The organism is Streptomyces gottesmaniae, from assembly GCF_031845845.1.
In the GTDB taxonomy this organism is placed as follows: domain Bacteria; phylum Actinomycetota; class Actinomycetes; order Streptomycetales; family Streptomycetaceae; genus Streptomyces; species Streptomyces akebiae.
Map to the genome: position 1 here is coordinate 1 of NZ_JAVRFJ010000003.1, position 12,763 is coordinate 12,763.

Sequence of the window (12,763 nt, forward strand, 5' to 3'; positions counted from 1 at the left end):
GGCCCCGCCGCCCCCCCACCCCATGAATTCCGCCCCTCGTCGACCCGAATTCCATTTCCTCAAGTCCGCACCAGAAGTCGCGGTGTGCGGGGACAGAAATACTCGGGCCGATGAGGAAGGAAACGCCGGATCATTTCGTCCGGAAGTCGGCGAACGGGCCGGCGGTCGGTGCGCCGGTCAGCACACCCAGAGGCCGTCGGCCTTGTCATTGTTGGCGCTGCCGACGTTGGAGCTGGACGACGGAGCCGTGGACGTCCACAGCAGGGCCCAGGACGAGCCCGTCCAGTTGTACACGTGGGTCTGGGTCCCACGGCTCTGGTTGTTGTGCCAGGACGTCGTCTGGTCGTTGAAGCCCCAGTCGGCGAGGTTCTGGAAGTCGCAGTCCGACCAGGTCAGGCGGCGCCCGTCGAAGTTGGAGTGCTGGTAGAGGCACGTCCACAGGTAGCTGCAGTTGGGTGTGCCGAGCGTGCCCATGGGCTCGTTGACGGCCCGGGCCTTCTTCTCGCCGGGCAGGGGGAAGGTCATCACGGCCTTGCCGTCCCGCCAGGAGACCTGGTTGACGCCGATCTGCTCGCCGCCGGGGGTGAGGGCCATCTGTTTGTCGATCTGCCGTTGCAGATCGGCGACTTCGCTCCTGCTCAGATCCGCTTGCTGGGCCTGGGTGGCGATGGTGCGCTGGAGTTCGGTCGACGCGGCGGACGGTGCCGCCATTCCGAGCGCGGCCAGGGCGCCGGCGGCGATGGTGACGCCGATCTTGGTTCTCGTGCGCATGGGATCTGTTTCCCTTCGGTCACGAAGCTCCGGGAATTCCCGAGCGCAGGAAACGCTAATTGATCCAATGATGGCGAGGCAGGGTATTTCCGGCTGTTGATTGACTGAAACATGTCACGATCGATCATTGGGGGAATGGACTGGACTTTCCCTCTGCCTGGGGGGCGGTAATTCCCTCGATCGATTTCGCGAGTTCGTCCGGTGCGTCAGCCGCCCGTGCCCGAACTCGCGAGGGCCTCCGACAGTTCCACCGCCACGTGCTGCAGCACCGGCACGATCCGCTCGGTCGCCGCCTCGGTGACGCGCCCGGCCGGGCCGGAGATCGAAATGGCCGCGGCGGTGGGGGAGTTCGGGACGGAGACGGCGAGGCAGCGGACGCCGATCTCCTGCTCGTTGTCGTCGACGGCGTACCCGAGGCGGCGGACGTCCGCCAGGGCGCTCAGGAAGCCCTCGGGTGTGGTGATCGTCTTGTCCGTGGCGGCCGGCATGCCCGTACGGGCCAGCAGCGCGCGCACCTCGTCGGCCGGGAAATCGGCCAGGAGCGCCTTGCCGACGCCGGTGGAGTGGGGGAGTACGCGGCGGCCCACCTCGGTGAACATCCGCATCGAGTGCTTGGACGGCACCTGGGCGACGTAGACGATCTCGTCGCCGTCCAGCAGGGCCATGTTCGCCGTCTCGCCGGTCTCCTCGACGAGTCGCGCGAGGTACGGGCGCGCCCAGGTGCCGAGCAGCCGGGACGCGGACTCGCCGAGGCGGATCAGGCGCGGGCCGAGGGCGTAGCGCCGGTTGGACTGCTGGCGTACGTAGCCGCAGACGACCAGGGTCCGCATCAGCCGGTGGATGGTCGGCAGGGGCAGCCCGCTGCTCACGGACAGCTCGCTGAGCCCCACCTCGCCGCCGGCGTCCGCCATCCGCTCCAGCAGGTCGAAGGCGCGCTCGAGGGACTGGACACCACCGGAGGACGACTTGGCGGAGTCGGTCATGTGGGCGCTGGCGCTGGACGTCGGCACGGGCGCGGTCCTTTCGAGATGGCGGGCGAGGTCGCAGCCTACCGGGCGGTTCGTTGACTACTCGCTCGTACGTCACTACGTTCTGCTGGGTGGAATAATAATTCCGTCTTGTGAAAACATCCAGGACGGGCGCGCGGGAGGCAGAGTGGAGGGTGTGCTCTTGACGGAGTGGGAGGAGGGGTGAAAACTCCTTCAACAGAACGTTGAATTCCGTTACGTGGAAGTAAATACCGTTACGCGGAAGTGAAGAGCGGTACGGCGAGAGGGGTCCCGGTGTCCGAGGCTGAACTGGTGTTGCGCTCGACGCGCGTCATCACCCCCGACGGATCGCGCCCCGCCGCGGTCGCCGTCGCCGACGGCCGGATCACGGCCGTCCTCCCGTACGACGCGGCCGTACCGTCCGGCGCGCGCCTGGAGGACCTCGGCGACGACGTCCTGCTGCCCGGCCTCGTCGACACCCACGTCCACGTGAACGACCCCGGGCGCACCCACTGGGAGGGCTTCTGGACCGCGACCCGCGCGGCGGCGGCCGGAGGCATCACCACCCTCGTCGACATGCCCCTCAACTCCCTCCCGCCGACCACCACGGTCGACCACCTCCGCACGAAGCGCGAGGTCGCCGCCGACAAGGCCCACGTCGACGTCGGATTCTGGGGCGGCGCCCTGCCCGACAACGTCAAGGACCTGAGGCCGCTGCACGACAGCGGGGTCTTCGGCTTCAAGGCGTTCCTGTCGCCGTCCGGTGTCGACGAGTTCCCGCACCTCGACCAGGACGGCCTCGCCCGCTCCCTGGCCGAGATCGCGGGCTTCGGCGGACTGCTGATCGTGCACGCCGAGGACCCCCACCACCTCGACGCGGCTCCCCGGCAGGGCGGCCCCAGGTACGCCGACTTCCTCGCCTCCCGCCCGCGTGACGCCGAGGACACCGCCATCGCGGCCCTCGTGGCCCAGGCCCGGCGGTTCGACGCGCGCGTCCACGTGCTCCACCTCTCCTCCAGCGACGCCCTCCCGCTGATCGCCGAGGCCAAGCGGGAGGGCGTACGGATCACCGTCGAGACCTGCCCGCACTACCTCACCCTCACCGCCGAGGAAGTCCCGGACGGGGCGAGCGAGTTCAAGTGCTGCCCGCCCATCCGGGAGTCCGCCAACCAGGACTTCCTGTGGCAGGCTCTCGCGGACGGCACGATCGACTGTGTGGTCACCGACCACTCCCCGTCGACCGCCGACCTCAAGACCGACGACTTCGCCACCGCCTGGGGCGGCATCTCCGGCCTGCAACTGAGCCTCGCGGCCGTCTGGACGGAGGCCCGCGGGCGCGGCCACGGCCTGGAGGACGTGGTCCGCTGGATGTCCACCCGCACGGCGGCCCTCGTCGGGCTGGACCGGAAGGGGGCCATCGAGCCGGGCCGCGACGCCGACTTCGCCGTCCTCGCCCCCGACGAGACCTTCACCGTCGACCCGGCCGCACTCCAGCACCGCAACCACGTCACCGCGTACGCCGGGAAGACCCTGTACGGCGTGGTCCGGTCCACCTGGCTGCGCGGCCGACGCATCGTCGCGGACGGCGAGTTCACCGCACCGAAGGGACAACTCCTCACCCGCATCCCCTGATCACCGCGCACCCGCGGCGGCCGGACAACCGAAAGGCAGACCTGATCATCGTGACGGCGCAGCACCACTTCCCGCCCGCCGGCTTCACCGGCGACGCGAAGCCCTACGTCGGCGGCGACCCGTACGCGGACTACCGCACCGCCGACTTCCCCTTCACCCGGTACGCCGACCTCGCCGACCGCAGGCTCGGCGCCGGTGTGATCGCCGCCAACGACGAGTTCTTCGCCCACCGTGAGAACCTGCTGGTGCCCGAGCGCGCCGAGTTCGACCCCGAGCACTTCGGGCACAAGGGCAAGGTCATGGACGGCTGGGAGACACGCCGCCGCCGGGGTGCCTCGGCCGATCACCCCTGGCCGACGGCCGAGGACCACGACTGGGCGCTGATCCGCCTCGGCGCGCCCGGCGTGATCCGGGGGATCGTCGTCGACACGGCCCACTTCCGCGGCAACTACCCGCAGGCGGTGTCCGTCGAGGGCGCCCGCGTGGCCGGTTCCCCGTCGCCGGAGGAACTGCTCGCCGACGACGTGAAGTGGACGACGCTCGTCCCGCGCACGCCGGTCGGCGGGCACGCCGCCAACGGCTTCGCGGTCTCCGTCGAGCAGCGCTTCACCCACCTCCGCCTGAACCAGCACCCCGACGGCGGGATCGCCCGCCTCCGGGTGCACGGCGAGGTCGTGCCGGACCCGGCCTGGCTGGCCGCCCTCGGCACCTTCGACGTGGTCGCCCTGGAGAACGGCGGCCGGGCCGAGGACGCCTCCAACCTCTTCTACTCACCGGCCACCAACACCATCCAGCCCGGCCGCGCCCGGGTGATGCACGAGTGCTGGGAGACACGGCGCCGCCGCGACCAGGGCAACGACTGGATCCGCTACCGCCTGGCCGCCCAGTGCGAGATCCGCGCCCTGGAGATCGACACGGCGTACCTCAAGGGCAACGCGGCCGGCTGGGCCACGGTCTCGGTGAAGGACGCGGAGGACGGCGGGGACGGAGGGGACGGAGGGTGGACGGAAGTCCTCCCCCGCACCCGCCTCCAGCCCGACACCAACCACCGCTTCGTCCTCCCGGCCCCGGTCGTGGCCACCCACGCCCGCGTCGACATCTACCCCGACGGCGGCATCTCCCGCCTCCGCCTCTTCGGCTCCCTGACGGAACAGGGCAGCACCCACTTGTCGACCCGCCACCAGGAACTGGGCGGCTAGCCAGGGTTCTTCAGGGACGCGGGGAACCGTGCGACCGGCCCCGACGCCCCGTCAGGTACGCATCCACGCGAGCCACCCCTTCACCCCCGGACGACCGCCGGGGGTGAAGGGCACCCCTCAGGCCGCGTGCCCCCCGTCCACGACGAACTCCGCCCCGGTCACGTAGTCCGCCCCCGCCAGATACGCCACCGTGGACGCCACCTCCGCGGCCGTGCCGAACCTCCCCAACGCGGTCAGTTCCGCCTGCCCCGCGGCGTACGGCCCGTCCGCCGGGTTCATGTCCGTGTCCGTCGGCCCCGGGTGCACCACGTTCGCCGTGATCCCCCGTGCGCCCAACTCCCTGGCCAGCGCCTTGGTCAGCCCGACCAGCGCCGACTTGCTCATGGCGTAGAGCGTCCCGCCGGGCCCCGGCACCCGCTGCGTCAGACACGTCCCCACCGTGATGATCCGGCCGCCGCTCTCCATCCGGGCCGCGGCGGCCTGGGACGCCAGGAAGACACCCCGCACATTCACGGCCAGCACCCGGTCCACCTCGGCGAGCGGCAGGCTCTCCAGCGGCCCCAGCACTCCCACACCGGCGTTGTTCACAAGCACGTCCAGCCGCCCGCCCAGCGCCTCGGCCGCCAGTCCGACCGCGCCCGCCGCCTCCTCGGGATCACCCGAGTCCGCCCGCAGGGCCACCGCCCGCCGCCCGAGCGCCCGCACGGTCCCTACGACCTCCTCCGCCCCCTCCTTGCCGCGCACATAGGTGACGGCCACGTCCGCGCCTCCCCGGGCCAGCCGTACCGCCGTGGCGGCCCCGATGCCACGACTGCCACCGGTCACGAGGGCGACCTTGCCGCTCAAGTCACTGTTCGAAAATGTCATGCCCTCATCCCACCGCCCACCCGCTCCGGAAGCTCGCGGTGAAACGACGCCGACCTCTCCGGGTCCCCCACGGCCCCGATGTCCCGTCCCACCGATGAGTTGCGGCCCCCGGCAGGGTCTGCCCTGATGACAAGAGACCCGTACGAAAGCAGGTACCGCCATGGGCAAGCTCACCCTCACCTCGTTCGTCACCCTCGACGGCGTCCACCAGGCCCCCGGCGGCCCCGACGAGGACCGCAGCGACGGCTTCGAGCACGGAGGCTGGAGCGTGCCGTTCGGGGACGAGGACTTCGGACGGTTCGTCGACGGGGTCTTCGGCCGCGTCGGCGCCTTCCTGCTGGGCCGCCGGACGTACGAGATCTTCGCCGCCCACTGGCCGAGGGTCACCGACCCGGGCGATCCGGTCGCGGCGAAGCTCAACTCCCTGCCCAAGTACCTCGTGTCGAACACCGTCACCCACCCGGAATGGCACGGTACGACCGTGCTCGCCGGCGACCTCGCCAAGGAGGTCACCGCGCTCAAGGAGGCCACCGACGGCGAGGTCCAGGTCCACGGCAGTGGACGTCTCGCCCAGTCGCTGTTCGCACTCGACCTGGTCGACACCGTGCACCTGCTGACGTTCCCCGTCGTCCTCGGATCCGGCCGCCGACTGTTCGCCGAGGGCGCCCTGCCGACCGCGTTCCGCCATGCCGGGGGCAGCATCACGAGCACCGGCGTCTCGATCCAGAGCTACGACCGGGTGGGGCGGCCCGAGTACGGCTCGTACGAACTCCCGGCGGACGCCTGACCTGCGGCGGGCCCGCCCGCGGTCGACGCTGTGAAGATTCGCGGGCAGCCCCGCCGACTCCGGTTAACTCCCGGAAAACTTACCGGACGTGCCCGGAAAATCATGGAACTTGTCATTGACATGTCACCGTCTACGCGCGTCATCATGTGGCCATGAGATTCCCCCCACGAGCACCACGCATCGGAGCGGCGGCCGCCCTGCTGTCCGCCCTTCTCATCGGCGGCACCGTCACCGCCACCCCGGCGGCCGCGGCGGTCGGCAGCATCTGCTACAGCGACCTGCCGTCGCAGGCGCACACCACGCTCGACCTGATCGCGCGGGGCGGCCCCTACCCGTACACGCAGGACGGCAGCGTCTTCCAGAACCGGGAGCGCATCCTGCCGACGCGGTCCACCGGCTACTACCACGAGTACACGGTGAAGACCCCCGGCTCCTCCACCCGCGGCGCCCGCCGCATCGTCACCGGCCAGGACTACGAGGAGGACTACTACACCGCCGACCACTACGCGTCCTTCGACCTGGTCGACCACGACTGCTGACCAGGGCGGGCCGCACCCGCCCGACCGACCGTCCTCCCCCCACCGGACGGTCGGCCGGGCGGGTGCCGGCCGTTGCGGACGCTCCCGGGACGGTCACCCGGACCTACGGCTCTCCGCCGCCGCGAACAGGGCGATCGCCAGCACGACCAGCGCGATGCTCGCGTAGATCTCGTAGCCGTCCAGGGCGCTCCACCGCTGCGTCACCCCCCACTTCAGCTTGCCGGTGAGTTCGTACACCAGACCGCCGGTGCCCTGCAGCAGGGCGATGAACCCGAGAAACTCCAACAGCTGCTTCATGGTGAGGATCCTCGCCGGGTGGTCCTCGCGCGTTCATCGGCCGCGGGGCGAGGGCCGTGCGACGGGAGTACCGATCCGTCGCGCGGCGGGCAGCCGAAGGTCGACGGCGCCACGACTTTGGTCGCGATTCCCGCCGGAGGGAGGTGGCGGCGGCCGGCTCTGCATAGATTTGTCGACCGTGAGTGCTGACAAGCCGGTACCGGAGTCCCCGACCTTCCCGGGGCGGAGCTGGCTCCTGCCGTCGGCCCTCCTCGACTCCGACGACGACTCCGGGAACGGCCGCCCCGGACGGCCGCCCCGGCGCACCGCACGGGACTGGGCCGTCGACTTCACCTGCTTCCTGCTGGCCGTGCTCATCGGCCTCCTGGGCGTGGACACCGTCAGGAACGAGCCGGACCTGCCGCAGACCCTCGCCGTCGTCGACCAGGTGCTGGGCGCGCTCGCCTGCGCCGCCGTCTGGCTGCGCAGACGCCGGCCGGTCGGCCTCGCCGTGGCGATGGTCCCCGTCTGCTTCGTGTCGACCACCGCGGGCGGCGCCGGCCTGGTCGCCTTCTTCACCCTCACCGTGCACCGGCCCTTCCGGTACGTGGCCTGGATCGGCGGCGCGTCCCTCCTGCTGACCCCGCTGTTCTTCTGGCTGCGCCCCGACCCCGACATCTCCTACCCCTGGGCACTCTTCGCCGCCGTGCTCCTCACCGCCGCGACCGTCGGCTGGGGCATGTTCGTGCGCTCCAAACGGCAGCTCATGCTGAGCTTCCGCGACCGCGCCCGACGCGCCGAGACCGAGGCGGCCCTCCGCGCCGAACAGGCGCAACGGCTCGCCCGGGAGGCCATCGCACGGGAGATGCACGACGTCCTGGCGCATCGGCTGACACTGCTGAGCGTGCACGCGGGCGCACTGGAGTTCCGGCCCGACGCACCACGGGCCGAGATCGTCCGCGCGGCGGGCGTCATCCGGGAGAGCGCCCACGAGGCGCTGCAGGACCTGCGGGAGATCATCGGGGTGCTCCGGGCGGGCGAGCCCGAGGACGCGGGGCGCCCCCAGCCGACCCTGGCAGCGCTCGACACCCTCGTCTCCGAGTGCCGCGAGGCCGGGATGAAGGTCGTCCTCGACCAGCACGTCACCGACCGCGCCGCCGTCCCGACCTCCGTCGGCCGCACCGTCTACCGCATCGCCCAGGAGTGCCTGACCAACGCCCGCAAGCACGCCCCCGGCGCCGAGGTCACCGTCACCGTCACGGGCGCCCCGGGCGACGGACTCACCGTCCGCGTACGCAATCCCGCGCCCCCGGGAGAGGTCCCGCCGGTACCCGGCTCCGGCCAGGGCCTCATCGGCCTCACCGAACGCGCCACGCTGGCCGGGGGTCGCCTGGACCACGGCCCCGAAGAGGGCGGCGGCTTCGCGGTGCGGGCCTGGCTGCCCTGGGACTGACCCCGGGCACCGCCTTCGACCGGAACACCGATATCGGCGTGCGCCCCGCCATCTCGTCCCCCATGATGGCCAGTTGAAGAACGCCTGGCGCGTCTCGGGAGGGGACAGCGGAGTGAGTTTCGGGGGACGCGATCCGTATCAGCCACCCTGGCCGCCACCGGACGGAGGACCGTACCCGCCGCAGCCCCCGCGCGTCCCGCCGTATTCCCCCTACGGGCCGCCGCCCCCCTATGTCCCGCCACCCACCCTCGTGCGGCGGATGCGGGAGGACGAATGGCCGCCGCTCAGGGAGTTCCTCAGCGGGCTCCGGCTGCACGGCTGCCTCTGGGCGATGGCCGCGATGTGCGCGTGGCCGATGGTGGTCGGTCTGCTGGTGGGCTACCCACTGGCCCGCTCGGCCCGCCGCCCGGCCCGGCGGATCTTCCCCTCCCGCTCCCGCCACCGCCCCCTGGACGACGACGTGACGCGGGTACAGCGCAGGCGCGCCTGGACGGCCACCCTCATGTCGCTGCTGATCCTGGCGGTCTACGGCAAGCCCGAGGACGTCGACCAGGCGCAGCAGCAGTTCATGATGCGGCTGACCGTCACCCCCTGGCTGCTGCTCCTGAGCGCGCCGGTGGTCGTCGCGGCGCTGTTCCGCTGGTCGTCACCGGACGCGCGCCGGGCCATGCGCGCCCCCCTGCGCACCTCCGGGAAATCAGCCCTGTGGTACGTCGGCGCCTTCACGGCGGTCCCGCTCCTCGGCGGGGCGGTCTACTACACACGCACCCATCTGGAGAGGGACATGAGCCTGTGGGCGCCCCTCGCCCTGCTCGTCCCCCTGCTCTGGGTGCTGCTCTTCATCGTCTTCGCCACCGGGCCCGCCGTACGCAGCGCCTTCAACACCGTCGATGTGCACCCCGCGCTCCCCGCGCTGCTCACCGGCGCCCTGGTGTGGGAGTTCTCCGCCATCAACCTGGCCGTCGGCGGACTGCCGCCGGGCCCGCCCCTGGTCCAGCTCGCCGCCCTCGTCGGCGGCCCGGCCTCGGTCACGGCCGTCGCGTGGTGGGAGATTCACCGGCTGCGCGTCCGCCACGGCGTACGGCTGCGCGCCTGACGGACGCCCCCGGCCTGGCACCCGGCCCGCCCCGGCCCGGCCCCGGTCAGGCCGTACGCGGCACCACGCGCTGCCCCACCGACCCGTACACCCACGCCGACGCCTCGTCGATGAAGTCCCCGGGGAAGCCCAGGCGGAAGTCGGTGGTCTCCTCCAGCCGGGCCAGGATCTCCTCCGGGAGGACCAGCCGGGCGGCGCCCAGGTTGTCCATCAGCTGTTCGACGCGGCGGGCACCCAGCACAGGGTGCACGGCGGGGGAGTGGGCCATGGTCCAGGCGATCGCCACCTGGGCCGGGGTGGCGCCGAGTTCGTCCGCGGCGCTCTGCACGGCCTCCGCCACCGCGCGCTCGCGCGCGCCGATCGCCTCCGCGGACAGCCGGGTCGCGGTGCCCGGCGCCACCCCGCCCGGGCGGGTGTACTTGCCCGACAGCACGCCGTTCTGCAGCGGGCTCCACGCCGCGACCGACATGCCGAACGCCTCCGCCATCGGCAGCAGCTCCCGCTCGATGTCCCGGTTGAGCAGGCTGTAGGGCACCTGCAGGGCCGACAGCGGCGACCAACCGCGCCATTCGGCCAGGGTGTTGGCGCGCGCCACCACCCACGCCGGGGCGTCCGAGATGCCGACGTACAGCACCTTCCCGGACCGTACGGCGTCGTCGAGGGCGCGCATCGTCTCCTCGACCGGGGTGTTGCGGTCCCAGATGTGCACCCAGTAGAGGTCGATGTAGTCCGTCCCGAGGCGCCGCAGACTCGTCTCCAGCGACAGCGCGAGGTTCTTGCGGTGGTTGCCCGCGGCGTTGGGGTCGGCACCGTCCCGGGACACGGTGTACTTGGTGGACAGCACGAACCGGTCGCGCCGCCCCTTGAGCAGCTCGCCGACGATCCGCTCGCTCTCCCCGCCCCGGTAGTTGACCGCCGTGTCGATCACATTGCCGCCGGCCTCCGCGTACACGTCGAGGATCCGCGCGCACTCCTGCGCGGGCGCCCCCACCCCGCCCTGCTCCCCGAACGTCATGGCGCCCAGGAACAGCTCGGAGACACGCAGCCCCGTGCGGCCCAGGAGTCGGTAACGCACCCGAAACCTCCGTCAGTTGAATGCCGTACCGGCCGACACTAACGGGTCGGCCGCGGCGACGCGGCGGTCCGGGCGAAGCGCCCTACGGTAGTGCTCCATGACCGACATCCGAACGGTGGGCCGATGACCGCGATCCGACTGCTCCTCGTCGACGACGATCCCCTCGTGCGTACCGGCCTCTCCCTCATGCTGGGCGGCGCCGACGACATCGAGATCGTGGGCGAGGGCGCCGACGGCCACGAGGTGGAGGCCCTCGTCGACCGTACGCGCCCCGACGTCGTCCTCATGGACATCCGGATGCCGACCGTCGACGGTCTCGCCGCCACCGAACGGCTCCGGGCCCGCCCGGACGCGCCCGAGGTCGTCGTCCTCACCACCTTCCACGCCGACGACCAGGTGCTGCGGGCCCTGCGGGCCGGCGCGGCCGGCTTCGTCCTCAAGGACACCTCGCCCGCCGAGATCGTCGAGGCGGTACGGCGGGTCGCGGCCGGCGACCCCGTGCTCTCGCCCGCCGTCACCCGCCAGCTCATGGCGCACGCCGCGGGCAGCGCCGCCGACACCCGCCGCACCACCGCCCGTTCCCGGGTCGCCGCCCTCAACGACCGGGAACGCGAGGTGGCCGTCGCCGTCGGCCGCGGCGCCTCCAACGCCGAGATCGCCGCCGAACTCTTCATGAGTGTCGCCACCGTCAAGACCCATGTCTCCCGCGTCCTCGCCAAGCTCGGCCTCAACAACCGTGTGCAGATCGCCCTGTTGACCTATGACGCGGGGTTGCTGGAGGACGACGGGCACTCGTGAGCGACTCGGGGCGTTGGACGGGTGAAGGGGGAGTCATGGGCGATGAGCATGTGATCGATCTCGGGGAGTACGGACCGGGGTTCACCGAGAACCCCCATCCCGTCTACGCCGAACTGCGGGCGCGCGGCCCCGTCCACCGGGTCCGGCTGCCCCAGCACGACGCGCACCACGAGGTCTGGCTCGTCGTCGGACACGAGGAGGCGCGGGCGGCGCTCGCCGACCCCCGGCTGTCGAAGGACGGCTCGAAGGTCGGCGTGACGTTCCTCGACGAGGAGCTGATCGGCAAGTACCTGCTGGCCGCCGACCCGCCCCAGCACACCCGGTTGCGCGGACTGATCACCCGGGAGTTCACCGGGCGACGCGTCGAGCGGCTGCGGCCGAGGATCCAGGAGATCACCGACTCGCTGCTGGACGAGATGGTGCCGCGCGGCCGCGCCGACCTGGTCGAGTCGTTCGCGTACCCGCTGCCCCTCACCGTCATCTGCGAACTGCTCGGCGTACCCGAGTTCGACCGTGCGGCCTTCCGCAAGCTGTCGACGGAGGCGGTGGCACCCACCAGTGGGGAGAGCGAGCACGCGACCTTCGTCCAACTCGCCGCCTACCTGGAGGAGTTGGTCGAGGACAAGCGATGCTCGCCGCCCGCCGACGACCTGCTGAGCGCGCTGATCCGGACGACCGACGAGGACGGCGACCGCCTGTCACCCGCCGAGCTGCGCGGCATGGCCTACATCCTGCTGATCGCCGGCCACGAGACCACCGTCAACCTCATCACCGGCGCCGTCCACGCGCTCCTCACCCACCCCGGGCAACTCGTCGAGGTACGGGCCGACATGAGCCTCGTGGACGCGGTCGTGGAGGAGACCCTGCGCCACGAGGGCCCCGTGGAGAACGCGACGTTCCGATTCGCCGCCGAGGCGCTGGAGATAGGCGGCACGGTCATCCCGGCGGGCGACTCGGTGCTGATCGGCCTGTCCGCCGCCGACCGCGACGGTGCCCGCTATCCCGACCCCGACCGCTTCGACATCCACCGTGACACCCGAGGCCACCTCGCCTTCGGCCATGGCATCCACTTCTGCCTGGGCGCGCCCCTCGCGCGTCTGGAGGCCGGTGTCGCCCTCCGGTCCCTGCTGCGGCGCTGCCCGGATCTCGCGTCGGACGGTCCGCCGGGGGAGTGGCTGCCGGGCATGCTGATACGAGGGGTGCGGAGTCTGCCACTGCGGTGGTGAGACGTCTTCTCGCCCACGCCGCCCCTGTGCCCTGTGCGGCCGAGTGGGGCTTCTC

The 12,763-nt window shown here is 71.7% G+C and carries 13 protein-coding genes; 8 read left to right on the forward strand and 5 right to left on the reverse strand.

The features are described 5' to 3' along the window. Positions 1-177 precede the first annotated feature (177 nt). The gene (locus tag RM704_RS04210) at positions 178-771 is read right to left on the reverse strand and encodes a peptidase inhibitor family I36 protein (protein ID WP_033529902.1); all 594 of its coding nucleotides are present in this window, start codon (positions 769-771) and stop codon (positions 178-180) included. Between the two features lie 206 nt (positions 772-977). After that, positions 978-1,781, reverse strand: a complete 804-nt coding sequence (locus RM704_RS04215) for an IclR family transcriptional regulator (protein WP_033529901.1) — start codon at positions 1,779-1,781, stop codon at positions 978-980. A 273-nt stretch (positions 1,782-2,054) separates the two neighbouring features. Between RM704_RS04215 and allB the strand changes: the two genes are divergently transcribed. Next, complete coding sequence (gene allB / locus RM704_RS04220; RefSeq protein ID WP_033529900.1) at positions 2,055-3,392, forward strand: allantoinase AllB; 1,338 nt, start codon at positions 2,055-2,057, stop codon at positions 3,390-3,392. 50 nt (positions 3,393-3,442) lie between these two features. Further along, entirely contained in the window at positions 3,443-4,591 is a 1,149-nt protein-coding gene (gene alc, locus RM704_RS04225) for an allantoicase (RefSeq protein ID WP_033529899.1), read from the forward strand. 117 nt (positions 4,592-4,708) lie between these two features. Here the strand turns inward: alc and RM704_RS04230 are convergent, their stop codons facing one another. Further along, positions 4,709-5,458, reverse strand: a complete 750-nt coding sequence (locus tag RM704_RS04230) for an SDR family oxidoreductase (RefSeq protein ID WP_033529898.1) — start codon at positions 5,456-5,458, stop codon at positions 4,709-4,711. A gap of 160 nt (positions 5,459-5,618) precedes the next feature. On the opposite strand from RM704_RS04230, the gene RM704_RS04235 reads away from it, so the two are divergent. Together RM704_RS04235 and RM704_RS04240 are read left to right on the forward strand one after the other, a co-directional pair. Next, complete coding sequence (locus RM704_RS04235; protein ID WP_033529897.1) at positions 5,619-6,245, forward strand: dihydrofolate reductase family protein; 627 nt, start codon at positions 5,619-5,621, stop codon at positions 6,243-6,245. A gap of 152 nt (positions 6,246-6,397) precedes the next feature. Continuing rightward, the gene (locus RM704_RS04240; RefSeq protein ID WP_033529896.1) at positions 6,398-6,784 is read left to right on the forward strand and encodes a guanyl-specific ribonuclease; all 387 of its coding nucleotides are present in this window, start codon (positions 6,398-6,400) and stop codon (positions 6,782-6,784) included. Between the two features lie 93 nt (positions 6,785-6,877). Here RM704_RS04240 and RM704_RS04245 read toward each other — a convergent pair whose 3' ends face one another. Next, positions 6,878-7,081 carry a hypothetical protein gene (locus tag RM704_RS04245; protein WP_033529895.1) on the reverse strand — a complete coding sequence of 68 codons (204 nt, stop codon included), beginning with the start codon at positions 7,079-7,081 and terminating at the stop codon, positions 6,878-6,880. 178 nt (positions 7,082-7,259) lie between these two features. Here RM704_RS04245 and RM704_RS04250 point away from each other — a divergent pair, with 178 nt between their 5' ends. Further along, entirely contained in the window at positions 7,260-8,513 is a 1,254-nt protein-coding gene (locus tag RM704_RS04250; RefSeq protein WP_033530034.1) for a sensor histidine kinase, read from the forward strand. Positions 8,514-8,763: 250 nt separating this feature from the next. Next, positions 8,764-9,609, forward strand: a complete 846-nt coding sequence (locus tag RM704_RS04255; protein ID WP_033529894.1) for a hypothetical protein — start codon at positions 8,764-8,766, stop codon at positions 9,607-9,609. 46 nt (positions 9,610-9,655) lie between these two features. On the opposite strand, the gene RM704_RS04260 is transcribed toward RM704_RS04255, so the two are convergent. Continuing rightward, positions 9,656-10,684 carry an aldo/keto reductase gene (locus tag RM704_RS04260; protein WP_033529893.1) on the reverse strand — a complete coding sequence of 343 codons (1,029 nt, stop codon included), beginning with the start codon at positions 10,682-10,684 and terminating at the stop codon, positions 9,656-9,658. 123 nt (positions 10,685-10,807) lie between these two features. Between RM704_RS04260 and RM704_RS04265 the strand changes: the two genes are divergently transcribed. Beyond that, on the forward strand, positions 10,808-11,482 hold the full coding sequence (locus RM704_RS04265) for a response regulator (protein ID WP_033529892.1): 675 nt from the start codon (positions 10,808-10,810) through the stop codon (positions 11,480-11,482). 35 nt (positions 11,483-11,517) lie between these two features. Then, positions 11,518-12,708 carry a cytochrome P450 family protein gene (locus RM704_RS04270; protein WP_033529891.1) on the forward strand — a complete coding sequence of 397 codons (1,191 nt, stop codon included), beginning with the start codon at positions 11,518-11,520 and terminating at the stop codon, positions 12,706-12,708. The last annotated feature ends 55 nt before the right edge of the window (positions 12,709-12,763 follow it).

What these genes read in the sequence shown, in the direction of transcription:
- RM704_RS04270 (WP_033529891.1), top strand. Translation starts at nt 11,518, where the DNA reads ATGGGCGATGAGCATGTGATCGATCTCGGGGAGTACGGACCGGGGTTC.
- RM704_RS04265 (WP_033529892.1), top strand. Translation starts at nt 10,808, where the DNA reads ATGACCGCGATCCGACTGCTCCTCGTCGACGACGATCCCCTCGTGCGT.
- RM704_RS04245 (WP_033529895.1), bottom strand. Translation starts at nt 7,081, where the DNA reads ATGAAGCAGCTGTTGGAGTTTCTCGGGTTCATCGCCCTGCTGCAGGGC.
- RM704_RS04210 (WP_033529902.1), bottom strand. Translation starts at nt 771, where the DNA reads ATGCGCACGAGAACCAAGATCGGCGTCACCATCGCCGCCGGCGCCCTG.
- RM704_RS04230 (WP_033529898.1), bottom strand. Translation starts at nt 5,458, where the DNA reads ATGACATTTTCGAACAGTGACTTGAGCGGCAAGGTCGCCCTCGTGACC.
- RM704_RS04235 (WP_033529897.1), top strand. Translation starts at nt 5,619, where the DNA reads ATGGGCAAGCTCACCCTCACCTCGTTCGTCACCCTCGACGGCGTCCAC.
- RM704_RS04240 (WP_033529896.1), top strand. Translation starts at nt 6,398, where the DNA reads ATGAGATTCCCCCCACGAGCACCACGCATCGGAGCGGCGGCCGCCCTG.